The organism is Castellaniella sp., from assembly GCF_004321985.1.
GTDB lineage: Bacteria > Pseudomonadota > Gammaproteobacteria > Burkholderiales > Burkholderiaceae_B > Castellaniella.
Genome location: NZ_SCQN01000011.1, coordinates 124961 through 147671, shown reverse-complemented (window position 1 = coordinate 147671; position 22711 = coordinate 124961). Strand labels below are relative to the sequence as shown.

At 63.1% G+C, this 22711-nt stretch carries 21 protein-coding genes; 9 read left to right on the top strand and 12 right to left on the bottom strand.

The window, feature by feature from the left end; translation table 11 throughout:
- Nucleotides 1–4 precede the first annotated feature (4 nt).
- Entirely contained in the window at nt 5–1378 is a 1374-nt protein-coding gene (locus tag EPN31_RS03000) for a replicative DNA helicase (protein ID WP_291769269.1), read from the top strand.
- 8 nt (nt 1379–1386) lie between these two features.
- Here EPN31_RS03000 and folE2 read toward each other — a convergent pair whose 3' ends face one another.
- From folE2 to xseB, 4 genes are read right to left on the bottom strand one after another with little or no spacing between them, the layout of a single operon-like run.
- Complete coding sequence (gene folE2 / locus EPN31_RS02995) at nt 1387–2199, bottom strand: GTP cyclohydrolase FolE2 (RefSeq protein ID WP_291769266.1); 813 nt, start codon at nt 2197–2199, stop codon at nt 1387–1389.
- Complete coding sequence (gene dxs / locus EPN31_RS02990; RefSeq protein ID WP_291769385.1) at nt 2196–4058, bottom strand: 1-deoxy-D-xylulose-5-phosphate synthase; 1863 nt, start codon at nt 4056–4058, stop codon at nt 2196–2198. The genes folE2 and dxs overlap by 4 nt, the downstream gene beginning before the upstream one ends.
- Before the next feature lie 31 nt (nt 4059–4089).
- Entirely contained in the window at nt 4090–5007 is a 918-nt protein-coding gene (locus EPN31_RS02985; RefSeq protein WP_291769263.1) for a polyprenyl synthetase family protein, read from the bottom strand.
- Nucleotides 5004–5315: an exodeoxyribonuclease VII small subunit gene (gene xseB, locus EPN31_RS02980; protein WP_291769260.1), complete on the bottom strand. Its 312-nt coding sequence runs from the start codon at nt 5313–5315 to the stop codon at nt 5004–5006. Before xseB ends, EPN31_RS02985 begins: the two co-directional genes overlap by 4 nt.
- A 255-nt stretch (nt 5316–5570) precedes the next feature.
- Here xseB and EPN31_RS02975 point away from each other — a divergent pair, with 255 nt between their 5' ends.
- Nucleotides 5571–6704 carry an aromatic ring-hydroxylating dioxygenase subunit alpha gene (locus EPN31_RS02975; RefSeq protein ID WP_291769257.1) on the top strand — a complete coding sequence of 378 codons (1134 nt, stop codon included), beginning with the start codon at nt 5571–5573 and terminating at the stop codon, nt 6702–6704.
- Nucleotides 6705–6711: 7 nt separating this feature from the next.
- On the opposite strand, the gene EPN31_RS02970 is transcribed toward EPN31_RS02975, so the two are convergent.
- On the bottom strand, nt 6712–7578 hold the full coding sequence (locus EPN31_RS02970) for a sulfurtransferase (protein WP_291769254.1): 867 nt from the start codon (nt 7576–7578) through the stop codon (nt 6712–6714).
- Nucleotides 7575–8492: a DMT family transporter gene (locus EPN31_RS02965; protein ID WP_291769251.1), complete on the bottom strand. Its 918-nt coding sequence runs from the start codon at nt 8490–8492 to the stop codon at nt 7575–7577. Before EPN31_RS02965 ends, EPN31_RS02970 begins: the two co-directional genes overlap by 4 nt.
- Nucleotides 8493–8610: 118 nt before the next feature.
- Between EPN31_RS02965 and htpX the strand changes: the two genes are divergently transcribed.
- Nucleotides 8611–9489, top strand: a complete 879-nt coding sequence (gene htpX / locus EPN31_RS02960) for a protease HtpX (RefSeq protein ID WP_291769247.1) — start codon at nt 8611–8613, stop codon at nt 9487–9489.
- 24 nt (nt 9490–9513) lie between these two features.
- Nucleotides 9514–11172, top strand: a complete 1659-nt coding sequence (locus EPN31_RS02955; protein ID WP_291769244.1) for a Na/Pi cotransporter family protein — start codon at nt 9514–9516, stop codon at nt 11170–11172.
- Between the two features lie 39 nt (nt 11173–11211).
- On the opposite strand, the gene polA is transcribed toward EPN31_RS02955, so the two are convergent.
- On the bottom strand, nt 11212–13932 hold the full coding sequence (gene polA, locus EPN31_RS02950; RefSeq protein ID WP_291769241.1) for a DNA polymerase I: 2721 nt from the start codon (nt 13930–13932) through the stop codon (nt 11212–11214).
- A 61-nt stretch (nt 13933–13993) separates the two neighbouring features.
- On the opposite strand from polA, the gene EPN31_RS02945 reads away from it, so the two are divergent.
- From EPN31_RS02945 to EPN31_RS02925, 5 genes are all read left to right on the top strand, one after another.
- Nucleotides 13994–14602 (top strand): TIGR00730 family Rossman fold protein, encoded by a 609-nt coding sequence (locus EPN31_RS02945; RefSeq protein ID WP_291769383.1) that lies wholly within the window; start codon nt 13994–13996, stop codon nt 14600–14602.
- A 146-nt stretch (nt 14603–14748) separates the two neighbouring features.
- Nucleotides 14749–15540, top strand: coding sequence for a transporter substrate-binding domain-containing protein (locus EPN31_RS02940; protein ID WP_291769238.1), 792 nt, complete (start codon nt 14749–14751; stop codon nt 15538–15540).
- Nucleotides 15541–15626: 86 nt separating this feature from the next.
- The gene (locus tag EPN31_RS02935; protein ID WP_291769235.1) at nt 15627–16316 is read left to right on the top strand and encodes an ABC transporter permease; all 690 of its coding nucleotides are present in this window, start codon (nt 15627–15629) and stop codon (nt 16314–16316) included.
- The gene (gene hisM, locus EPN31_RS02930; protein WP_291769232.1) at nt 16313–17023 is read left to right on the top strand and encodes a histidine ABC transporter permease HisM; all 711 of its coding nucleotides are present in this window, start codon (nt 16313–16315) and stop codon (nt 17021–17023) included. Before EPN31_RS02935 ends, hisM begins: the two co-directional genes overlap by 4 nt.
- 5 nt (nt 17024–17028) lie before the next feature.
- Nucleotides 17029–17796: an ABC transporter ATP-binding protein gene (locus EPN31_RS02925; protein WP_291769229.1), complete on the top strand. Its 768-nt coding sequence runs from the start codon at nt 17029–17031 to the stop codon at nt 17794–17796.
- Between the two features lie 29 nt (nt 17797–17825).
- Here EPN31_RS02925 and EPN31_RS02920 read toward each other — a convergent pair whose 3' ends face one another.
- The 5 genes from EPN31_RS02920 to EPN31_RS02900 form a co-directional block, all read right to left on the bottom strand.
- Complete coding sequence (locus tag EPN31_RS02920; protein WP_291769226.1) at nt 17826–19229, bottom strand: CoA transferase; 1404 nt, start codon at nt 19227–19229, stop codon at nt 17826–17828.
- Nucleotides 19230–19238: 9 nt separating this feature from the next.
- Nucleotides 19239–20531 carry a TRAP transporter large permease gene (locus EPN31_RS02915; protein ID WP_291769223.1) on the bottom strand — a complete coding sequence of 431 codons (1293 nt, stop codon included), beginning with the start codon at nt 20529–20531 and terminating at the stop codon, nt 19239–19241.
- A gap of 1 nt (nt 20532) precedes the next feature.
- Nucleotides 20533–21063 (bottom strand): TRAP transporter small permease, encoded by a 531-nt coding sequence (locus EPN31_RS02910; protein ID WP_291769220.1) that lies wholly within the window; start codon nt 21061–21063, stop codon nt 20533–20535.
- A gap of 82 nt (nt 21064–21145) precedes the next feature.
- On the bottom strand, nt 21146–22162 hold the full coding sequence (locus tag EPN31_RS02905; RefSeq protein ID WP_291769218.1) for a TRAP transporter substrate-binding protein: 1017 nt from the start codon (nt 22160–22162) through the stop codon (nt 21146–21148).
- A gap of 177 nt (nt 22163–22339) precedes the next feature.
- The gene (locus EPN31_RS02900) at nt 22340–22687 is read right to left on the bottom strand and encodes a GNAT family N-acetyltransferase (protein ID WP_291769380.1); all 348 of its coding nucleotides are present in this window, start codon (nt 22685–22687) and stop codon (nt 22340–22342) included.
- Between the last annotated feature and the right edge of the window lie 24 nt (nt 22688–22711).

Genomic DNA, 22711 nt, shown 5'->3' with positions numbered 1-22711 from the left:
AGTCGTGGAAACCGAGACCGATGCGCAATTGGACTACCTGCGCGTACCGCCGCACTCCATCGAGGCCGAGCAATCAGTGCTTGGCGGGCTGCTGCTGGACAATGCGGCATTTGACCGTGTGGCCGACGTGTTGGCCGACGAGGACTTTTACCGCTTCGATCACCGCCTGATCTGGCAGCACATCGTCCGGCTGGTCGGCCTGTCGAGGCCCGCCGACGTCGTGACCGTGCACGAGTCGCTGGCGACTTCCGGCAAGGCCGAGGAATGCGGCGGGCTGCCGTACCTGAATGCGCTTGCGCACAATACACCATCGGCCGCCAACATCCGGCGCTACGCGGAGATCGTGCGCGAGCGTTCGATGCTGCGCAAGCTGGTGTCCATCGCCGATGAGATCTCGTCGGCTGCGTTCAACCCGCAGGGCAAGGAAGCCCGTCAGATCCTGGATGAAGCCGAGTCACGGGTATTCCAGATCGCCCAGGAAGGCGCCCGGGGCATGGCGGGATTCCAGGAAATCCGCCCGCTGCTCGCGAAGGTAGTGGAGCGCATCGACGAGCTGTATCACCGTGAAGGTGACTCGGACGTCACCGGCGTCCCCACCGGGTTCAACGACCTGGACCGGATGACCTCTGGCCTGCAGCCGGGCGACCTGGTGATCGTGGCGGGACGCCCCTCGATGGGGAAAACCTCGTTCGCCATGAACGTCGGCGAGCACGTTGCGATCGAACAAGGGCTGCCAGTCGCGGTATTTTCCATGGAAATGGGTGCGGTGCAGCTCGCCATGCGCATGATCGGGTCCGTGGGCATGCTGGATCAACACCGCATGCGAACCGGCAAGCTCAACCAGGAAGACTGGCCGCGGCTGACACACGCCGTCCAGAAGGTCGAAGAAGCCCAGATCTACATCGACGAAACACCCGCGCTGACCTCGATGGAGGTGCGCGCGCGTACCCGGCGCCTGGCCCGGCAATGCGGGCAGCTGGGCCTCGTCATCATCGACTACCTGCAGCTCATGTCGTCCAGCGGCTCCAACGAAAACCGCGCAACGGAGATCTCCGAGATCAGTCGTTCGCTGAAGAGCCTGGCCAAGGAACTCAACTGCCCGGTGATGGCTCTGTCCCAGTTGAACCGCAGCCTGGAGCAGCGCCCCAACAAGCGCCCCGTCATGAGCGACCTGCGCGAATCAGGCGCCATCGAGCAGGACGCCGACGTGATCATCTTCATCTACCGTGACGAAGTCTATAACCCCGACTCCCCCGACAAGGGTACGGCTGAAATCATCATCGGCAAGCAGCGCAACGGGCCCATCGGCATGCTGCGCCTGACGTTCCAGGGAGCCAGTACACGCTTCCTGAACTTCTCCACCACACCTGGATTTTAGAGCGGCAGCTAGGCGCTGCGCACCATCGCATAGGCTGAATGGTTGTGGATGGATTCGAAGTTCTCGGCCGCAACTTCGTAAGCCGCCACGCCAGGCTGGCGCTGCAGCATCACTGCGACATCCCGGACCAGGTCTTCGACGAACTTCGGGTTTTCGTAGGCATGCTCAGTCACATACTTCTCATCCGCCCGCTTGAGCAGCCCCCAGAGTTCTGACGAGGCCTGCGCTTCGATGCGGTGAACGAGTAACTCCAGGTCCAGTGACGGCACGGCTTCAAAGTCCAGGCGGACGGTGACGTGAGACCGCTGATTGTGGGCACCGTATTCCGAAATCGCCTTGGAGCACGGGCACAGGCTGGTGACCGGCACCTGCACCTGCAGCGTAAACCGTGCCGCCTGTCCGCGCTGGGCACGGACCCGCCAGCCCACCTGATAGTCCATCAGGCTGCGAACCTCCGACACCGGAGCAGGTTTCTCGATGAAATAAGGAAAATCCACCGTCAGGTCGCCCGAGTCCGCCTGCAGGCGATCCAGCATGGCCTGTGCCATCTCGCACAGGCGCTGGGGTGTCATGGGAACCGAACGGTAGGATTCCAGCAGCGCAATGAACCGCGACATATGCGTGCCCTTGGACTCTGCCGGCAAGGCCACGGTCATTTCCCATTCGGCAATCGTGGCCTGGGGCTGGCCCATGCCGGCGGCGACGAGCAGCGGATGACGCACCCCTCGCACCCCCACCCGCTGGATGGCAATCCGACGGGTATCGGGCGAGCTTTGTACATCCGGCATCACAGCAGCTACCGAATCCAGCAGGGTGTTCATGAAATAGTCCTATTCAAACGCTGGCGTATGGACGCCTCGATCCCAGCCGCATCCAGGCCGAGCCCGGCAAGAATGGTCTTCTGGTCCCCATGATCGATGAACTCATCCGGCAGGCCAAGCTGCAGGACCGGGAGAGCGATCGCCTCCCGATTGAGATATTCCACCACCGCGCTGCCCGCTCCTGCCATGATGGCAGCCTCTTCAACCGTCACGAACAGTTCGTGAGACTGCGCCAGCTCCACCAGCAGCGCCTCATCGATCGGTTTGACGAATCGCATGTCCACCAGCGTCGCATCCAGCGCCTCGGCCGCCTGGGCGGCTGAGGCCAGCAGGGTGCCAAAGACCAGCAGGGCAACACCCGACCCACGTCGCCTGACCACGGCCCGTCCGATCTCCACGGGTTCCAGCGAATCTCCGGCCGCAACACCAGTCCCGGCTCCGCGCGGATAGCGCACCGAAGCCGGCCCCGGGTGACGATAGCAGGTGTTGAGCAACAAGCGCGCCTCGTGTTCGTCCGACGGCGTCGCCACTACCATGTTGGGGACACATCGCAAGAAGGCGACATCGAAATTGCCGCCATGGGTCGCTCCGTCCGCTCCGACGATGCCGGCCCGGTCCAGCGCAAAGGTCACGTCCAGATTCTGCAGCGCTACGTCATGAATGAACTGGTCGTAGCCGCGCTGCAGGAACGTGGAATAGATGGCAACCACGGGTTTGCAGCCCTCGCACGCCAGACCCGCAGCGAACGTGACAGCATGCTGCTCGGCAATCCCCACATCGAAATAACGATCCGGGAAACGCCGCTCGAATTCCACCAGTCCGCTGCCTTCGCGCATCGCAGGCGTGATGCCCACCAGGCGGGTATCCGCCTGGGCCATGGCGCACAGCCAGTCGCCGAAAACCTGTGAAAACGTCTTGCGCCCCGGGGTTGCGGGCTTCTGGATCCCCACCCGAGGATCGAATTTCCCCGGCCCATGGTAGAGCACCGGATCGGCCTCGGCCAGCTTGTACCCCTGACCCTTGCGCGTCACGACATGCAGGAACTGCAGCCCGCCTAATTCCCGAAGGTTTTCCAGCGTGGGAATCAGCACATCCAGATCGTGGCCGTCGATGGGCCCGACATAATTGAAGCCCAGTTCCTCGAACAGCGTTGCAGGGGAAAGCATGCCCTTGGCGTGGCCCTCGAGCTTGCGCGCGAGCTCCAGCACCGGCGGCACATGCTGTAGCACGGCCTTGCCCACGTTCTTGGCGTGCGCATAGAACTGCCCAGACATCAGGCGGGCAAAGTAGTAGTTCAGTGCCCCCACGGGGGGTGAAATCGACATGTCGTTGTCGTTGAGCACCACCAGGAGATTGATGTCGGGGATCACACCAGCATTATTCAAGGCCTCGAAGGCCATGCCCGCCGTCATCGCACCGTCGCCAATGACGGCAATGTTCTGGCGATCAATGCCGGCATTGCGCGCCGCGACCGCCATCCCCAGAGCCGCCGAGATCGACGTGGAAGAATGGGCCGTCCCGAAGGCATCGTACGGGGACTCACACCGCCTGGGAAAGCCGGAAATCCCGCCCAATTGACGCAAACCCGCCATTGCCTCGCGGCGCCCGGTCAGGATCTTGTGTGCATAGGACTGATGGCCCACATCCCAGACCAGCCGGTCCTCAGGGGTGTGAAAGACATAATGCAGCGCCAGCGTCAGCTCCACCACGCCCAGATTCGACGACAGGTGCCCGCCGGTATGGGAGACGGAATCCAGGACGAATGCCCGCAGCTCCGTCGCCAGCCCCCTCAGCGCAGAACGGTCCAGCCGGCGCAGATCTGCCGGTGAATCGATGCTTTCCAACAAACTCGTCATGATTTCCTGTGCCATCGCGACCTTCGGGGCGCGCCTAATGAGAGCGGCCAATGATGAAATCGGCCAGCTCGCGCAGCCGGCCGGCGCCCGACCCCAGCGGCAGAAGCGATTCAAGTGCCTGATCGTGCAGGCTGGCCAGCAGGCGCTGCGAACCATCCAGCCCTATGAGTGACACATAGGTGGGCTTGCCATGCGCAGCATCCTTGCCAGCCGTCTTGCCCAATGTCGCGGAATCGGCCGTCACATCCAGTATGTCATCCACCACCTGAAACGCCAGGCCCATGGCGGAAGCGTAACCTTCCAGACCCGTGCGCGTGGTCGAGCTGGCCCCGGCAACGATGCCCCCCAGCAGCACGCTGGCCTCGAGCATCGCCCCCGTCTTCATGCGATGCATCTGCTGCAGGGCCTCGATCGGCAGCACCTGTCCGACACTCGCGCAATCGATGGCCTGCCCGCCGACCATGCCTTCGCTCCCAGCGGCCTGGGACAGGACCTGCACGGCCTGGACGACCAGGGCCGGTGCAATCGGCATCTGTGCCAGGCAGCCAAACGCCAGCGGCTGCAAGGCGTCCCCCGCCAGCATCGCCAGCGCCTCGTCGTCGAACTGGCGATGCACTGTGGGCCGACCGCGCCGCAGATCATCGTCATCCATGCAGGGCAAGTCGTCATGCACCAGCGAATAGGCGTGGATGAGTTCCACGGCGGCCGACGCGCAGTCCAGCGCCAGGTCCTGCGCAGCCGTTGCTGACCCCGCCGACCGGCTGGCCTCGCCCGCCGCGCGCACCAGCGCCGCTCGCACCCGCTTGCCAGGCCCCAGCACGGCGTAGCGCATGGCCTCGCGCAAACGCGCCAGGCCGGATTCTTCGGGTGGCAACAATTCGTCGAGGACAGCCGCGACATGGGTCACGGTTTCCTGCATCCAGACATCGAATTCCGGAGAAACCGCGCTCATGAGTCGTCTCGGGCCCCGGAGCCCAAAGGCTCGAGCAACTGACCCTGAAGGACTTGCACCTGTTGCTCGGCAATTTCCAACCGTTGCTGGCAGACACGCGCCAGCGCCACCCCACGCTGATACAGGGCGATCGATTCGTCCAGGCCAAGGTTGCCGTCGCTCATGCGCGCCGCCACGGATTCAAGCTCTGCCAGCGCTGCCTCGAAGTCGGCTGGGAGATCCTGGCTGCCGTCCTCTGGCGCGACGGCATCGGCTGCAACTCCGCGTTGCGGGCGCCTCGCTTTCGGCCCCGTTTGATCGTTCACCATGCGTGTCTTCTCTGCTGTCCAGACTGAATTGTACGAGAACCCCGCCCCCCATGAAATCACGCAGACGGTGGTGACCACACGGTCGCATCAGGCAGCCTCTGCCAAGCTGGGGTACAATCTTTGGCCCCAGCTCCTGGCACGTCCCGTGCAAGAGCGTACACGGTTCACAAAACCGGACCAGGACGGGTGTTTTTCTTCGCACTGATGGCGCCATGGGCCGCTCATCAGTATGAATTCTTGCGGGGGGAACCAACCATGACCAATCCCTATCTCCCATCGGGCACGGATCTGGCAAGCCAGTTATCCGTGCAGCATTATTTTGATCCGGAAATCCTGCAACAGGAGCGGGATCGCATCTTTGCACACAGCGCCCGTTACATCGGCCACGAAAAGATGGTGCCCAACCCGGGCGACTGGCGCACGCTGACCCAGGAAGGTGGTGGGCGGGTCCTGCTGCGCGATCAGCAGGGGGCGGTACGGCTGCTGTCGAACGTCTGCCGGCACCGCCAGGCGCTGATCCTCGGCGGACAGGGCGGCCACGACCCCGCGTGCGCCTGGGGCAACCTTTGCCAGACGGGTGGGCGCATGCTCTGCCCCATCCATCAGTGGAGCTACGACACGCAAGGCAAGCTGCTAAACGCCCCCCTGTTCCCCGAAAAGCCCAACCTGCAGCTCGATACATTCCCGCTGCACAACTGCCACGGACTGCTGTTCGAAGGCGAACGCAACCCGTCGACCGACATTGGCGAACTCTTCACGCGGCCGGAGTTCGATTTCTCGGACTATGCACTGGATCATGTGGAAGTCCATCCGTGCCACTACAACTGGAAGACCTTCATCGAAGTCTATCTGGAGGACTACCATGTGGGCCCCTTCCACCCGGGACTGGGCCAGTTCGTCACTTGCGACGATCTGAAATGGGAATTCGGGGCATTCCACAGCATGCAACGGGTCGGCATCCATCAGGCGCTGGGACAACCCGGGACGGATATCTACCGTGCCTGGCACGACCGGCTGCTGAGCTACCGAGAAGGCGCTGCACCAGACTTCGGCGCGATCTGGGTGACGTACTTCCCCACGCACATGATCGAGCTCTATCCGCATGTACTGGTACTGTCTACACTGTACCCGGTGTCCCCGCAGGAAACGATGAACGTGATCGAGTTTTACTACCCCGAGGAAATCATCGCCTTCGAGCGCGAATTCATCGAAGCCCAGCAAGCAGCCTATCTGGAAACCGCCATCGAAGACGACGAAATCGGCGAGCGCATGGACGCGGGCCGTCGGGCGCTCATGGAACGCGGCACCAGCCAGTGCGGGCCTTACCAGACACCGCTGGAAGACGGCATGGCCCACTTCCACGCCTGGTACCGGCGCATGATGGATTGATCCTGGTTCAGGCGCCCTTGGCCACCGGGCGCGCCGGATCGCTGCACCACTCGCTCCAGGATCCCGGATACAGCGCAGACCCGCGCAAGCCGGCCAGTTCCATCGCAAACAGGTTATGGCAGGCGGTAATTCCCGAACCACACTGATGCACGATCCCGTGATCCAGGCGGTCGCCCAGCAGCGTCTCGAATTCCTGGCGAAGCCGCGCGGACGGCTTGAAGCGGCCGTCTGGCTCCAGATTCAGCTTGAACGGCCGATTGATTGCACCCGGGATGTGCCCGCCAACCGGATCCATGGGCTCCGTCTCACCGCTGAAGCGTTCGGGCGCCCGGGCGTCCAGAATGGTCAGGCGATGGTCGTCCAGATTGGCCAGCACCCCACGGGTGTCCACCAGCGGCATCGAGGGCTTGCCCGACAGGACTTGACCCTGGATCGCCTGTGCCTCGCTCAGCCTGGGTGTGCGTGTCCCCGTTTCAACCTCGGCGCCGATCGCCCGCCAGGCTGCCCAGCCGCCGTCGAGCACTGATACCGCCTCGTGTCCCAGCCAGCGCAACATCCACCACAGATGGGCTGCAAACATGCTGCTGTCTGCGTCATAGACGACGACCTCCATACGGGCGGTCAGGCCCTGAGCGCGCATCAGCGCCGCAAAGTCGCTGCGGTCCGGCAGTGGGTGGCGGCCATTGCGGCCGCTGCGCGGCGCGCTGAGCTGGATTTCGTGATCCAGGTACAGCGCACCCGGAATATGACCGGCTTCATAAGCGCGGCGCCCCGCCTGATGGTCGGCAAGATTGTGGCGCACGTCGAACACCAGGCAGCCTGGCCGGGTCAGACGCTCGCGCAAGGCCGCGGCCTGAATCAACAAATCGGTCATGATGGTGGGTCCTCCTGAGCAGCGCGCGACAACACCGGCGGCGTATCCGCCGGTGCGCCCCGCAACAAACGATTTTCTGAATAGGTGCGCCAAATCGAAAGCAGGCCGGAACCGATGATGAGCACAATACCCGCCCAGGCAAGCGCGGCCAGCCGATCACCCCAGAAGACGATGCCTATCAACGCTGCAAAGATGATGGTGGTGTACTGCAGCGCCGCCGTCAACAGGGTTGACCCCAGGCCGAAGGCTCGCGTCATGGCAAGCTGCCCGACCAGGCCGGCCGAGCCCAGTCCCGTAAGGGCCAACAACGCCAGCGGATTGCGCGTGTGCCAGCCTACAATCGACAGGCCGACCAGGCTGCTGATCACCACCCCGCAGGAAAACAGCAGCACCGTGAGCCACTCCGGTTCCCCGATCTGCCCCAACTGACGGATCTGCATCATCGCAACGGCGGCAAACGCACCAGCTCCCAGGCCCATCACGGCAAAAAACCATTCATCATGCGCAATGCTGGGACGCAGGATGCCCAGCACCCCGAGAAAGCCCGCGGCCACAGCCAGGATCCGGACCGGGTCACGCTGGGCACCGCCAGCCAGCAGCAGCCAGCCGGCGATGAAGAGCGGCGCAGTGTAGTTCAGGCTGGTCGCCGTCGGTAGAGGAAGGCCGAACAGCGCATAGAACCCCAGCCACATGGAGGTGATGCCGCTCAGGTTGCGCCAGATATGCAGGCGCCAGCTGGTGGGCCGAATGGCACGGTGCGTGGAACGCGCCCAGAAAAACAGCAGAAGGACCGATGGCACGCCACGAAAAAGCACGATTTCAGGCAGCGACGCCCCCAAATCGGCGGCGACCTTCACGAAGGCGCCCATCATGGCAAACATCACGCAAGCCAACAGCATCCACAGCGACTGCATTGAATGTCTCTACAGGTCAGTTCATTGATTCAGGTTCTGGGCCATGAATGCATATCGGCAAGCCGATACTATACACTTTGAGCGCAACAACTCCTCCACTCGCGGAAGACCCTGAGCCATGAAAAGAATCGCCCTCTTTCTCGTCACCAACCTGGCCGTCATGCTGGTGCTGAGCATCAGCATGAGTGTGCTCGGCGTGGGCCGCTACCTGACGGCCAACGGCATCGACCCGGTCCAACTGCTCATCTTTGCCTCGCTGCTCGGATTCGCCGGCTCGTTCATCTCGCTTTTCATGAGCAAGTGGATGGCCAAGATGAGCACCGGCGCACGCATCATCGACCCACAAGCGCCGGGTAACGCCCGCGAAGCCTGGCTGGTCGACACCATACACCAGCTCGCGGACCGCGCCGGCATCGGCCACCCCGAGGTCGCCATCTACGAAGGCGACCCCAACGCCTTTGCCACCGGGGCCTTTCGCAATGAGTCCCTGGTCGCCGTCTCCACCGGGCTGCTGTCGTCCATGAACGAAGAAGAAATCACGGCCGTGCTGGGGCACGAGATCACCCACATCTCCAACGGAGACATGGTGACCCTGACGCTGATCCAGGGGATCGTCAATACATTCGTGATCTTCCTGTCCCGGCTGGTCGGATATTTCGTCGATCGCGCTCTCCTGAAGAACGACCGTGACAGCGTCGGCATGGGTTACTACTTGAGCGTGATTGTGTGCGAAATCCTGTTCGGCGTGATTGCTTCCATCATCGTGGCCTGGTTCTCCCGCCAACGGGAGTTTCGGGCGGATGCTGGTTCGGCCCGCTTGCTGGGTGCGCGCGATCCGATGATCCATGCCCTGGCACGACTAGGGGGGCTGGAAGCCGGAACGCTTCCAAAGTCTTTCCAGGCCGCGGGCATCGCCGGAGGTGCCGTGGGGGCTCTGTTCGCCTCACACCCGCCCATCGAGCGACGCATCGAGGCGCTGCGCCAGATGCAACCCTGAGGCCAGCACAAAGGGCCGCCGCACATGCAGGAACTCCAGGTCCTCGTCGGCTTTGGCGGCTTCGTCGCCCTGCTGCTGTGGGGCGTACACATGGTGCAGACGGGGGTGCAGCGGGCCTTTGGCAAGACCTTCGGGCTCTGGATTGGTCGCGCCTTGGGGTCACTGCCCCGGGCATTCCTGACCGGACTGGGCGTCACAGCAGCCATCCAGAGCAGCACAGCCACGGGCCTGATGATCACGGGCTTTGCCATGGACGGACTGGTCTCGCTGACCCCGGGGCTGGCCGCCATGCTGGGTGCCAACGTGGGCACGACACTGATCGTCCAGGCCCTGTCGTTCAACCCGACGTATCTGGCGCCCGCCCTGATTCTGGCCGGAGTCTGGATGTTCCGGCATCACGCGCCGGGCCGGACCCGCGACCTGGGGCGCGTGTTCATCGGACTGGGTCTGCTGCTTCTGGCGCTGGACGAGCTGGTCACCATGTTCGAACCGCTGAATACCGCCCCCATGCTGGGGAGCGCACTGCAGACCCTGGGCGGGATGCCACTGTTGGCACTGGCGGCCAGCACGGCGCTGACCTGGGCCTCCCACTCCAGTGTCGCGGTCGTCGTACTGATCATGTCACTGGCGCACCACGGCCTGGCAAGCCCCGAACTGGCCTATATCCTGGTGCTGGGCGCCAACCTGGGCACAGCCGTCAACCCAGTGCTGGAGGGCGGCCACGACGGCAACCCGGCGTCACGCCAGCTGCCCATGGGGAACCTCGGAACCCGCGTCGCCGGCTGCCTCGTCGCCATTGTCCTCCTGCCATGGGCCGGCACCATCATGGGCGCGCTGGGACCTGATCATTCGCATGCGGTAGCGAACTTCCACCTGGTTTTCAATCTGGTGGTGGCGGCATGCTTCATGCCCGCCCTCTCCTTGTATGCACGCGGGCTGCAACGTCTGCTGCCGCAGCGCCTGGATCCCGACGATCCGGCGCGCCCCCGGTATCTGGATGCCTCGGCTCGCGAAGTCCCGGCTGTGGCGCTGGGCCAGGCCACGCGAGAATCGCTGCGGCTCACCGACCTGCTGCGCGAGTCCCTGCTGCTGACTCAGCGCGCCTTGCTGCACGAAGACAGCGACGCCGTCGGCCAGGCCCGCCGTCTGAACAGTGCCATCAACCAGCTCGATCAGTCGATCACGGCTTACCTTGCCACCCAGGATCGGGAAACCCTGAGCTCAGATGACGAGAAGACGCTGAAGAACATCCTCGCGTTTTCCATGAACATTGCACACGCCGCCAGCGTGTCGGGCATGGGCCTGCTGGGCCACGCGAACCGGCTGCACAAAAAACACTGGCAGTTCGACGTCGAGCAACGGGCTGAACTCTCCGGGGTACTGGAGCGGCTGCAGCAGACTCTGCGCCAGTCGGCAGCCTTGTTCATGTCGGGCGACCGGCAGGTTGCCCGCAGCCTTGCATTTGAAAAAGACTACTTCCGTGATCTGGAAGACAAGGCCGCCCAGCGGCATCTGGAGCGCATCAAGGCCGGCCGCGTCGACGCGGTCGACGAGGGGGCCTTCTACCTGGAGGTCCTGCGCGATGCGGGCGGCGTAAATTCCTATCTGGTCAACGCGGCCGCCTACCCGATCCTGACCCGCTACGGCGAATTGCGGCCCAACCGGTTGCGGGAAACGGAATGAGCAATCACTCAGCCGGGCCCGCGCTTGCCCTGCGCCCGTTCAGTGGGCCTCTCCCCAGTCGCGGCCGACACCGACCTCGGCCACCAGCGGCACAGCAAGGTCGGCCACCCCGGCCATCAGCCGCGGCACGTGCTCACGCAACAGCGGGACCTCTTCCTGCACGGCATCGAAGACCAGCTCGTCGTGCACCTGCATGACCATGAGGCTGCGCAGGCCCTCGGCATCCAGCCAATCCTGGACCGCCACCATGGCCATCTTGATGAGGTCGGCCGCCGTGCCCTGCATGGGCGCATTGATGGCGGCCCGCTCGGCCGCCGCCGCGCGCGGCCCCTTCGCACCGGCCAACTCGGGAAAATACAGCCGCCGCCCAAAAACGGTCTCCACGAAACCCTGATCGTGCGCCTGCTTGCGGATGCGGACCATGTAATCGGCGACCCCCGGATAGCGCATGAAATACCGGTCGATATAGGACCTGGCCGCCGCGCGCGTGATACCCAGATTCGTCGCCAGGCCGAATTCTCCCATCCCGTAGATGAGCCCGAAATTGATCGCCTTGGCTGCTCTCCGATGCTCGGCGTCGACTTGGTCCGGGGCCAGGCCAAAGACCTCGGCCGCCGTGGCCTGGTGGATGTCCTGGCCCTCGGCAAAGGCACGGCGCAGGTTCTCGTCGCCCGACACATGCGCCATGACCCGCAGTTCGATCTGCGAATAGTCAGCCGAGACGACCTGTCCCAGGCTGGACACGAAGGCTGAGCGCACGCGCCGGCCTTCGGGCGTGCGAACCGGGATGTTCTGCAGGTTGGGATCGGATGAAGCCAGGCGCCCCGTCACAACCGCCGCCTGGGCGTAGCGCGTATGCACTCGCCCCGTCCGGGGATCGACCATGCGCGGCAGCTTGTCCGTATAGGTGGACTTCAGCTTGGCGATCCCCCGGTAATCCAGCAGCAGCCGGGGCAGCGGATAATCCGCAGCGAGCCGGGTGAGGACCTCTTCATCCGTGGAAGGAGCACCGCTGGCAGTCTTTCGGACCACCGGCAACTGCATGCGGTCAAACAGGATCTCCCCAAGCTGCTTGGGGGAATTCAGGTTGAATGGCTGCCCCGCCAACGCGTGGGCCTGGGACTCCAGCGCGATCATCTCGCGGCCGAGCTCCTGGCTCTGCACGGCCAGCGCTCGGGTATCGATTGCCACGCCATTGCGCTCCACGCGGGTCAGGACGTCCGATGTGCGAACCTCCAGTTCATAGATGCCCATCAGCTTGGGCTCGGCCTGAAGCTTGGGATACAGGACCTGATGCAGCCGCAAGGTGAAATCCGCGTCCTCGGCGGCATAGTGGCCCGCCAGCTGCAGGTCGACCTCATCGAAACCGATCTGCCGAGCGCCCTTGCCGCACAGGTCTTCATAAGTGGTGCCCGTGAGCCCCAGCCACTGGATGCACAGGTCCTGCAAGTTGACTCGGCGATGCGACTGCAGCACATACGCCTGCAGCATGGTGTCGTGCCGAATGCCGCGTAACGACAGGCCTTCGTTGGCAAAGACGTGGGCGTCGTACTTGGCATGATGCAACAGCTTCGGGGCCGCCGGATCCTCGATCCAGCTGCGCAACTGATCGAGCACCCAGGCACGATCCAGCTGTTCAGGCGTCCCCGGGGCGCGATGTCCCACCGGAATGTAGGCCGCGTGGCCGGGCTCTATCGCGAGCGACAGCCCAACCAGTCGCGCCGCCATGGGATCCAGGCTGGTGGTCTCTGTATCCAGAGCCACCAATGGTGCATACCGGACCTTTTCCATCCACACGAAGAAGGTCTCCTGATCCAGGATCACGTCGTAGTGCAGCGCCACCGGCGCGGGCGGTGCATCGTGGGCGACGCGCGCGTCCTGCGCCGGCAGTCGCTGGCCGTCACCCGTTTCCTCGCGCAGCCAAGTCCGGAAGCCATAATCCTCGTAGATCCGGATCAAATGATCGCGGTCTGGCGCCCGCAGTTGGAGCTGCGGCAAAGAATAGGCTCGCGGCAGCTCGCAATCCAGCTTGATGGTGAGCAGTTCACGGGTTAGCCCGAAGTGCCCGATTGCCGTACGCAGATTGGCGCCCGCCGCCCCCTTGATCGCATCAACCTGTCCGATCAGGGATTCCACGCTGCCATACTCCGCCAGCCACTTGGCGGCGGTCTTGGGGCCGACCTTGTCCACACCCGGCACGTTATCGACGGCATCACCGGTCAGCATCAGATAATCGACGATGCGCTCGGGTGGTACGCCGAACTTGGCCATCACGCCATCGCGGTCCAGCCGGTCGTTGGTCATCGTGTTGATGAGCTCGACATGTTCGTCCACCAACTGCGCGAGATCCTTGTCTCCCGTCGAAATGATGGTATAAAAGCCACTTTTGGCCGCCTGGTGCGCCAGCGTGCCAATCACGTCGTCGGCCTCCACCTCGGGCTGCACGATCACCGTCCAGCCCAGCGCGGCCGCCGCGTCATGGATAGGCTCGATCTGAACCCGCATATCGTCCGGCATGGGAGGGCGATTCGCTTTGTACTGCGGATAGATGCGGTTGCGAAATGAGCCCCCATGGGCATCAAACACACAGGCGCCGTATTCGGCCACGTCCTTGTAATCGTGCAATAGCCTCCTTAACATGGAGATGACACCGTACAAGGCTCCAGTGGGTTCGCCACGCGCATTGCGCAAATCTGGCAGCGCATGATAGGCGCGATACAGGTAGCTGGACCCATCCACAAGCAACAAGGTTTTTTTCATGACAAACAATAAAACAGCACGAGTCTCGGCGGAACAACAGATTGCCACCATTGAATCAGAGATGCGCAAGGCCACGGCAGCCTTCCAGAAGATCGGCCCCGGCGTCAGCATTTTCGGCAGCGCGCGCACCCCGCGTGATCACCCATTCTACAGGCTGGGTCTGGAACTCGGCGGGCGCATTGCACAGCTCGGAATCCCGGTGATCGCCGGCGGCGGCCCAGGCCTGATGGAAGCCGCCAACCGGGGCGCCTTCGAAGCGGGCGGGCGCAGCGTGGGACTGAACATCCTCCTGCCGCGCGAAACCACTGACAATCGCTTCCAGACGAACAGCCTGCATTTCGAATACTTCAATTCCCGCAAGGCCTCGTTCTTCATGCATAGCCTGGCCTATGTGGTGCTGCCGGGCGGCTTCGGTACGCTGGACGAGCTCTTCGAAGCCATCACCCTGGTCCAGACGCTCAAGCACCCGCCGGCGCCCATCATCCTGGTCGGGACAGCCTTCTGGAGCGGGCTGATCGCCTGGGTACGCGATCAGCCGCTGGCCCATGGCATGATCGGCCCCTTCGATCTGGACGGCATCCTGGTGACCGACGATCTGGACGAAATCATCCGCCACATCCAGGAGGCCATCCAGATCGAACCCAGCCGCGAACCCGCACTGCCCGGCTGAGCCGGTCGGGGCGTCCCCGTCAGGCCACCAGGGTAAAGCTCGATGCGGCTACGGCGACACATGAGTTAACATCACGCCTTGTCACTGCCGGACAGCGTCGGACCGCACAACGGTCCGCTGCCAGGCTCCACAGGAGAATACCCGCAATGAAGACCGCCCTGTTCGGTGCGGCATTGGTGCTGGCTGCCGGACTGATCCCGGCGACAAGTCTGGCCGCCAACGCTCCGGAACTCAAGATCGCCACCGAGGCTGGCTACCCGCCGTTCGAATACCGCGACCCCAAAGGCCAGCTCGAAGGCTTCGACATCGACATCGGCAACGAGCTGTGCAAACGCATGAGCCGCACCTGTGTGTGGATCGACCAATCCTTCGACAGCCTGATTCCGGGGCTGCAGGCGCGCAAGTTCGATCTGGCCAATTCCACCATGACCGCCACCGAGGCGCGCCAGAAAGTCATCGACTTCTCGACGCCCGTGTACATCGTGCCGGTCAAGCTCATGGTGAAGAAAGGCAGCGGGCTGGAACCCACGGCCGAATCCCTCAAGGGCAAGCGCGTCGGTGTGCAGCAGGGAACGACGATGGAAACCTATGCGCGCAAGAACTGGGCACCCAAGGGCGTCAACGTGATCGCCTACCCCAGCTACACCAATGCCTTCGTGGATGTGACTTCCGGCCGACTGGATGCCACCTTCCAGGAAGCGCAGAGTGCGGTCGAGGGCTTCCTGAACAAACCAGAAGGCAAGAATTATGAACTTGCCTCGATGACTCTGACCGACCCCATTCTGAATGAACCCATCGCCATGGGGATGCGCAAGGGCAACACCAAGCTGGAAACCGAGGTCAACCAGACACTCAAGTCCATGCTGGCCGACGGCACGATTCGGAAATTCTCCCAGAAATACTTCGCCGAGGGTAACATCCAGTTCCCGGCCCAATAGCATCGCGCGGCACCACAGGCCGCGCGGCACGACAGCTCCCGGCGGCCTCCCGACCCGCCAGGCCACCCACCGACTCCAACCCCTCAATGTTTCTCAACGGCTACGGTCCCCTGATCCTCGCAGGAACCTGGGTGACGATACAGCTTGCGCTGCTATCGCTGGTGGTGGCCGTCGTGCTGGGCTTGATGGGGGCGTGGGCCAAGCTGTCAAACGCCTGGCTGCCCCGCATGGTGGCCACCGCCTACACTACGCTGATCCGTGGGGTGCCGGACCTGGTGCTGATGCTGCTGATCTTCTTCAGCATGCAGATCTACCTCAATGACCTGACGGACCTGCTGGGGCTGGACGCCATCAATATCGATCCCTTCGCCGCCGGCGTGCTGACACTGGGGTTCATCTACGGTGCATACTTTGCAGAGACGTTCCGCGGCGCATTCATGGCGGTTCCGTCCGGTCAGCTCGAATCAGCCACAGCCTACGGCATGCGGGAATTCCAGGTCTTCCGCCGCATTCTGTTCCCGCAGATGATGCGCCACGCCCTGCCGGGGATCGGCAACAACTGGCAGGTGCTGCTGAAGTCCACTGCTCTGGTGTCGCTCATCGGCCTGACGGACCTGGTCAAGGTCTCCCAGGATGCCGGGAACGTAACCTTCCGAGTGTTTCTCTTCATCAGCCTGACGGGTCTGATCTATCTCATCCTGACGACAGCCTCGAATTTCGTCCTGTACGGACTCTACCGGCACTACAGCGTGGGCGTGCGCGAGGTCGCGCTATGACCGATGTTCTGAGCCAGTTCTGGCAGGCCTACCTGTATCAAAGCAACGGTGCCTTCTCGGGCATGGCCGTCACCCTGTGGCTGCTCGTGCTGTCGATCAGCATGGGGTTCGTGGCCTCGATCTTTCTCGCAGTTGCCCGGGTGTCCCCGCGACGCTGGATCTCGTTTCCGGTCTGGCTGTTCACCTACCTCTTCCGAGGCACCCCACTCTATGTGCAGATCCTGTTCATCTACGCCGGCGTCTACAGCCTGGATTTCGTCAAGCACACACCCCCGCTCGCAGCATTCTTCCAAAGCGGATTCGACTGCCTGGTGCTGGCGCTGACGCTCAACACGGCGGCTTACACCACTGAAATATTCGCCGGTGCGATTCGGGCAACCAGCGCCGGCGAGATCGAGTCGGCACGCGCCTTCAGTATGTCGCGCTTCGCGCTGTACCGCCGGATCATCCTGCCCTCCGCACTGCGCCGCGCGTTGCCCGCCTACAGCAACGAGGTCATCCTGATGCTGCATGCCACCTCGCTGGCCTTCACCGCAACGGTTCCGGACATCCTGAAGGTCGCACGCGATGCCAACTCCGCCACCTATCAAACGTTCGCGTCCTACGGCCTCGCCGCACTGTTGTATCTGTGCCTGTCATTTACACTGATCTGGCTGTTCCGCGGCTATGAACGCCGCGCGCTGGCCTACCTGGGCGCCCACCGCTGAGAATCATGTCGAAACTCGAAGTCACCAACATCCACAAACGCTACGGCGATCACGAGGTCCTGAAGGGCGTCTCTCTGGCCGCCGAGGCCGGCGACGTGATCTGCATCGTAGGCTCTAGCGGATCCGGCAAATCAACCTTCCTGCGGTGCATCAATTTCCTGGAAAAGCCGGACCAGGGCTCGGTGTCTCTGAATGGCGACGAGCTGAAGATCGTTCGCGACCGGAACGGCCGGCCCCACGCCGCCGACCTGGACCAGCTCCGGCGCCTGCGCGCCAAGTTGGCCATGGTGTTTCAGCACTTCAACCTGTGGGCACACATGAATGTCCTGGGCAACGTGATCGAAGCCCCCATCCAGGTCCTGAAGCTCGGTCGGGCCGAGGCCACCGAACGGGCCCGCCACTATCTGGAAAAAGTCGGGTTGCCGGCAAGCGTGGAGACGCAATATCCGTCATCCCTGTCGGGCGGCCAGCAGCAGCGCGTGGCTATCGCGCGCGCACTGGCCATGGAACCGGAAGTCATGCTGTTCGACGAACCCACGTCCGCGCTGGATCCAGAACTGGTGGGAGAAGTGCTGAGGGTCATGCAAAAGCTCGCTGAAGAAGGCCGCACCATGCTGGTCGTCACCCACGAAATGGGGTTCGCGCGCAACCTTGCCTCGCAAGTCATGTTCCTGCACCAGGGAGTCGCCGAAGAGGTCGGCAAGCCGGCTGATGTGCTGGATCACCCCAAGAGCGCCCGCCTGCAGCAATTCCTGTCGGGAAACCTGAAATAGTTCGCGCTCGGCCCGAGTAACCCAGAGTCTCATCTGGGAAGCAGGGATCCGCCGACCACCTCGGGCCAGAATGGTGGATCCACGCGCAGATCGCCAGCCGGCCTGACCCAGTTCCAGCCCAGATTCCCTACCCGTACCGGTCCGCGAAGGCGCCGGGCCGGCCCCCAACTCGTCGCTTCGACTCCGCGGGAAAAGTCCCGCGCCGTAAGAGGCACCAGCGCAGGTCCTGGCACCCCAGAGCCCGCTTCCGACAGCATCCACGCCGTACGTGCCAGCGAGAGCCACCATCGGCTGCCGCAGGCCTGTTCGCGCCGCAGAATAAGCCCGCGTAGTGCACACGCCGCCAGCAGGTAGCCGGCTGCCTGATCCAGCGCCTGCACGGGAAGCGGATCGGGTGCGGTCTTCATATCGCCGGCAAACGCGATTCCGGTGCTCATCTGAACGAGGCTGTCGAATCCTCTGCGCCCACGCCAAGGGCCGGACCAACCCCAGGCATTGAGACTGACATCCACCAAACCCGGCCGCAGCCTCGCACGTTCCTGCGGGCCAAAGCCCAACGCGTCGAGCGCGCCAGGCCGATAACCATGGACCAGCACATCCGCCCCGGACAGCAGTTTCGCAAACCGTACTCGGCCTTCAGGGTGCTTCAAATCGAGTCCGGCACAATATTTGCCCACCGTCACTTCCGGGACCATGCCGGGTTCGGACCAGGCTGGCGGGTCCAGCCGCAGGACAGTGGCCCCATAAGCAGCCAGGAAGCGGGTCGCCACCGGCCCCGCCAACACACGCGTCAGATCCAGCACGCGCACGCCTGAAAGCGGCTGTCGACCATCCATGACGTGGGTCAGCCCAGATGCAGTTGATGCCCCCATCTCCCAGTCGATCAGCGGCTCCGACGCAACGGCGATGCCCTGCGAATGGGCCCGCCAGGCAACCGGTGACCGCAGCGCCGCCGCACATGCAGACGCCTCCACGAGGGCATCTTCCAGCGACACTGCGTCCCAACTGCGCACACGGTCGGCCACCGCTGCCCTATCCGCATCGTCGGCCAGCCCCAACCCGCGCAGCGCTCTCTGTCGATGATGAGGGGCGTTGGCATGGATCCGGATCCATCCATCCCGTGTGCGGTAGTCTCCCGTCAAAGCCGAGCGGACCTTCGGCAATGTCCAGCCGACAGGTCTCAACGAGTACCCGAACCAGCGCGAGGCCAGCGCCCGGTCCAGACGAACCAGGCCGCCGCCCGACGGATTGCGCCACGCGGATAGTATCAACGCCGCCGCGCCGATGCTGGCGCAGGCCAGGTCCGTCACGGGGTAGCGGGCATCCCAGGACCGCAAGCCATCAACCCGCAAACGGGTGCCAAGCGCAGGCTCGCCCAGGGCATCCAGCATCTGCCGCAGCATGCCCCGGCCAGCGCCCAAGCCCTCTTCCACGTCCGACTCCTACTGGACTCCCAGACTGGGAAGCAGCAGCGCGATCTGCGGGAAGATCACCACCAGCGCCAGACCCACCAGCCCCAATGCTGCATAGGGCAGCGATCCCACCAGCACATCGCGGATCGTGTAGTCCGTCCGCAATGCCTTGACGACAAACAGATTCATCCCGACCGGCGGCGTGACGGCGCCGATCTCCATGTTGATCACCAATATCACGCCAAACCAGATCAGATCGATGTGTAGCGCTTCCAGACCCGGCAACAGGATGGGGACGGTGACCAGAATGGCCGCCGCAGCATCCATGAACATACCCAGAATCAGATACAGAATATTGACAGCAATCATGAACTCCCATGGCACGAGATGCAGTCCCTCCAGCCAGGAGGCAAAATCTTGCGGGATGCGCAACAACGAAAGCGTATTGCCAAAGACACCCGCCCCCGCAATCAGTATCAGAATCATGCAACTGGTGACGACGCTGTCGCGCACCGCGTTCACGAAGCGGCTCCAGGTCAGCGTCCGCTTGAAGAAGGCAGTCAGGACAAACGCATAGATCACGCCGACCCCTGCTGCCTCGGTCGGCGTGAACCAACCGGTGTAGATGCCGCCGAGGATCAGCGGGATCATCAGCAGGCTGCCGAACATGCCCCAGGTCAGCGGCACATGCAAACGCGCGATGGCAGGCTGCGTACCGCCCTTCCGGGCCTTGTTCCAGGCCCAATAAATCGAATACAGACAGAACATGAAAGCCAGCATGATGCCCGGGAGTACCCCGGCCATGAAGAGCTTGCCCACCGACGCGTCCGTGACCAGCGAATACAGAATGAACGAGATGCTGGGCGGGATGAGGATCCCCAGCGTACCCGCCACGGCGACGACCCCGGCCGCCATCCGCTTGTCGTAGCCCCGGTCACACATCTCCGGGATGCTGATGGATCCGATGGTGGCCGCCGTCGCCGTCGACGAGCCGGAGATGGCGGCAAAGATGGCGCTGGCCACCGTGGCCGCCACCGCAAGCCCACCCGGCAGGCGACCCACGATACGCTGTGCGAAGTCGAACAGATCCCGCCCCGATTCCCCCTTGAGCATGATTTGCCCCATCAGGATGTAGAGCGGAATCGCGATGATGACGAACGAGTTCAGATCGGTATAGGCGATCTGCGCCAGTGCCGTCATCCCTGGCTCCACGCCAATCGTCATCATGTAGCCCAGCAAGCCGCTGATCAGCAGCGACACCGCAATGGGAACCCCCAGGATGAGTAGAACACCCAGGGTCACCAACGTGAGGATGAAGTCCATGTCAGGTCCGTTTCGCCGCCACGCGGCGCAGGAAATGATGTATCTCGAAGACGAGCCAGAGCGACGTCCCCACCGGAAGCGCAAGATGCGGAATCCAGACGGGCCAGCTCATCACGTCCAGCGTGGTCTCGCTCGTCTGGACACTGTTCATGAACTGCAACAGGCCAGAGATCGTGAAAGTCACCAGAAAGGCCGCCATGATCACGAAGCGCAGCACCAGCATGACACCGGCGCAGCGCGGCCAGGCGTTTTCCAGCGCAATGCCGGACGTGACATGCTCTTCACGCAGCGCCGTGAACGATGCGCCCACGAACGCCACCCAGATCAGGGCGAAAAGGTCGACATCATAGGTCCAGGAATTGTCGACGTGCGTAGCGCGCATCACGATCCCCAGCAGGATTGACAGAGTCATGATGACCATGAGGGCCGCCGACACATAGCCGACCCCCTGGCCCAGACCATGTGTCACCCGAAGCACCGCGCCAAATCGGGAAGACCCCGAGTTTGGCGCTTGAACTGAATGTTCAGTCATAAGAATTCTCCACGCTTCCCGGGGGCCCGGGAAGCTCAGGGACGGCCGCGCATTCCAGGCAGCCGCCCACCCTACCTGCGGATTATTTCTTGAATGCGGCGTCCACGTCGTTCAGGATCTGCTGGCCACTGTCGCCGACTTCCGCGATGTAGTCTTTGCGAGCCTGACTGCCGGCCACGTCCTTCCACTGCTTCAGCTCGACGTCCGTGGGACGATAGACCTCGTTGCCATGCTTTTTGGTCAGCGCAATATCGCCGTTGAACTCTTTCTCGATATCGGCGACAGCCTGCTTCTCAGTGCCGACGGCCGCTTTGGTGATCAGGTCTCGCTGCTCCTGCGTCAGACCCTTCCACCACTTCAGATTGACCTGGATCGGATAGACCAGCGGCACATAGTGAATGGCGGTGATGTAGTGCCCGACTTCATACCACTTGCGCGACACGATGCTGGACAGCCCGGAAACCGCGCCATCCAGACTGCCGCTTTGCAAGGACGTATACACCTCGCTGGAATCCACCGCCACCGGCGTGGCCCCCTGGGCCGACAGGAACTTCGCCGACAGCTTCCCCTCGGAGCGCATCTTCAGCCCCTTCAAGTCGCCTGGGGTCTTGATCGTGTGCTTGCCGTTCACATAGCTTTCCGCGTAGCCGTAGAAGCCCCAGCCGATGATCTCCACGCCGTGCTTGTTCAGCCGTGCATTGACATCCTGGCCAAGCTTGCCATGCAATGCGTTGAGCAAGGCGCCCGCATCGTCGGCAAGGAACGGAATGGTGTCCCACTCCAGCGAGGGTTCGTATTTGGACCACCAGTGCATGCCGAAGATCGCCATGTTGGCAGTGTTGTTGCTCAGGCCTTGCGCGATATTGGATTCCTTCAGCAGAGAGCCTGAGGGATACGTCTCGACCTTGATCTTGCCGCTGCTGAGGTCGGTAATCGCCTGGGCGAAATTGGTGCCTTGATCCGCCGTCGCCGTATGAGGCGGCATGTACCAGGCCAGTCGCACAGTCAGATCGCTCGCAGCCTGAGCCAGCGACATCCCTGTCAACCCCAGGGAACCAGCAAACGAGATTGCGAGTAGCTTGCGAATGGAATGCGTCATGTTGCTCCTCTTATGGTAGAAGACACAGACATCCCGGTTCGTCCTGCATCCGCCGTAATGCCCGTGTAGAGTCGCTCTTCTCATTGGCGACAGGGGATAAGTCTACTCCTCCGCTTTCTGGCCGCCTGCGGGTGAGCGATGCAGCCGGCATGGACCGGACCACTGCGCCAAACGGATTCAGAGGGGACGCCGCATCAGCCGATGGGGGATTCCGGCATCCATGAAGGTATCGCCCTCCTCCACGAAACCATGACGGGCATAGAAAGGCCGGGCATGGAGTTGCGCCGCCAGGAGGACCTCGCCAGCCCCTCGGCGACGCGCTTCGCCCACCAGCGCCTGCAGCACCAATGAGCCCACACCCCGCCCGCGCCAAGCCCCGTCCACCGCCATGCGGCCGATGTGTCCGTCGGGCAGCAGGCGTCCAGTGCCGATCGGCCGACCCGCCTCATCACGAGCCAGTGCATGGAGGCATTGATCATCCAGGGCATCCAGCTCTTCTTCGGGTGACACATGCTGCTCGTGCACGAACACCTCAGTGCGGATCGTGGT

Bases quoted from the DNA above. Each gene is read 5' to 3' on its own strand.
- EPN31_RS02940 (WP_291769238.1), top strand. From the start codon at position 14,749: ATGAAGACCGCCCTGTTCGGTGCGGCATTGGTGCTGGCTGCCGGACTG.
- EPN31_RS02905 (WP_291769218.1), bottom strand. From the start codon at position 22,162: ATGACGCATTCCATTCGCAAGCTACTCGCAATCTCGTTTGCTGGTTCC.
- EPN31_RS02975 (WP_291769257.1), top strand. From the start codon at position 5,571: ATGACCAATCCCTATCTCCCATCGGGCACGGATCTGGCAAGCCAGTTA.
- EPN31_RS02910 (WP_291769220.1), bottom strand. From the start codon at position 21,063: ATGACTGAACATTCAGTTCAAGCGCCAAACTCGGGGTCTTCCCGATTT.
- EPN31_RS02985 (WP_291769263.1), bottom strand. From the start codon at position 5,007: ATGAGCGCGGTTTCTCCGGAATTCGATGTCTGGATGCAGGAAACCGTG.
- EPN31_RS02970 (WP_291769254.1), bottom strand. From the start codon at position 7,578: ATGACCGATTTGTTGATTCAGGCCGCGGCCTTGCGCGAGCGTCTGACC.
- EPN31_RS02955 (WP_291769244.1), top strand. From the start codon at position 9,514: ATGCAGGAACTCCAGGTCCTCGTCGGCTTTGGCGGCTTCGTCGCCCTG.
- folE2 (WP_291769266.1), bottom strand. From the start codon at position 2,199: ATGAACACCCTGCTGGATTCGGTAGCTGCTGTGATGCCGGATGTACAA.
- EPN31_RS02915 (WP_291769223.1), bottom strand. From the start codon at position 20,531: ATGGACTTCATCCTCACGTTGGTGACCCTGGGTGTTCTACTCATCCTG.
- htpX (WP_291769247.1), top strand. From the start codon at position 8,611: ATGAAAAGAATCGCCCTCTTTCTCGTCACCAACCTGGCCGTCATGCTG.
- EPN31_RS02965 (WP_291769251.1), bottom strand. From the start codon at position 8,492: ATGCAGTCGCTGTGGATGCTGTTGGCTTGCGTGATGTTTGCCATGATG.
- EPN31_RS02935 (WP_291769235.1), top strand. From the start codon at position 15,627: ATGTTTCTCAACGGCTACGGTCCCCTGATCCTCGCAGGAACCTGGGTG.
- EPN31_RS02925 (WP_291769229.1), top strand. From the start codon at position 17,029: ATGTCGAAACTCGAAGTCACCAACATCCACAAACGCTACGGCGATCAC.
- EPN31_RS02945 (WP_291769383.1), top strand. From the start codon at position 13,994: ATGCGCAAGGCCACGGCAGCCTTCCAGAAGATCGGCCCCGGCGTCAGC.
- polA (WP_291769241.1), bottom strand. From the start codon at position 13,932: ATGAAAAAAACCTTGTTGCTTGTGGATGGGTCCAGCTACCTGTATCGC.
- xseB (WP_291769260.1), bottom strand. From the start codon at position 5,315: ATGGTGAACGATCAAACGGGGCCGAAAGCGAGGCGCCCGCAACGCGGA.
- hisM (WP_291769232.1), top strand. From the start codon at position 16,313: ATGACCGATGTTCTGAGCCAGTTCTGGCAGGCCTACCTGTATCAAAGC.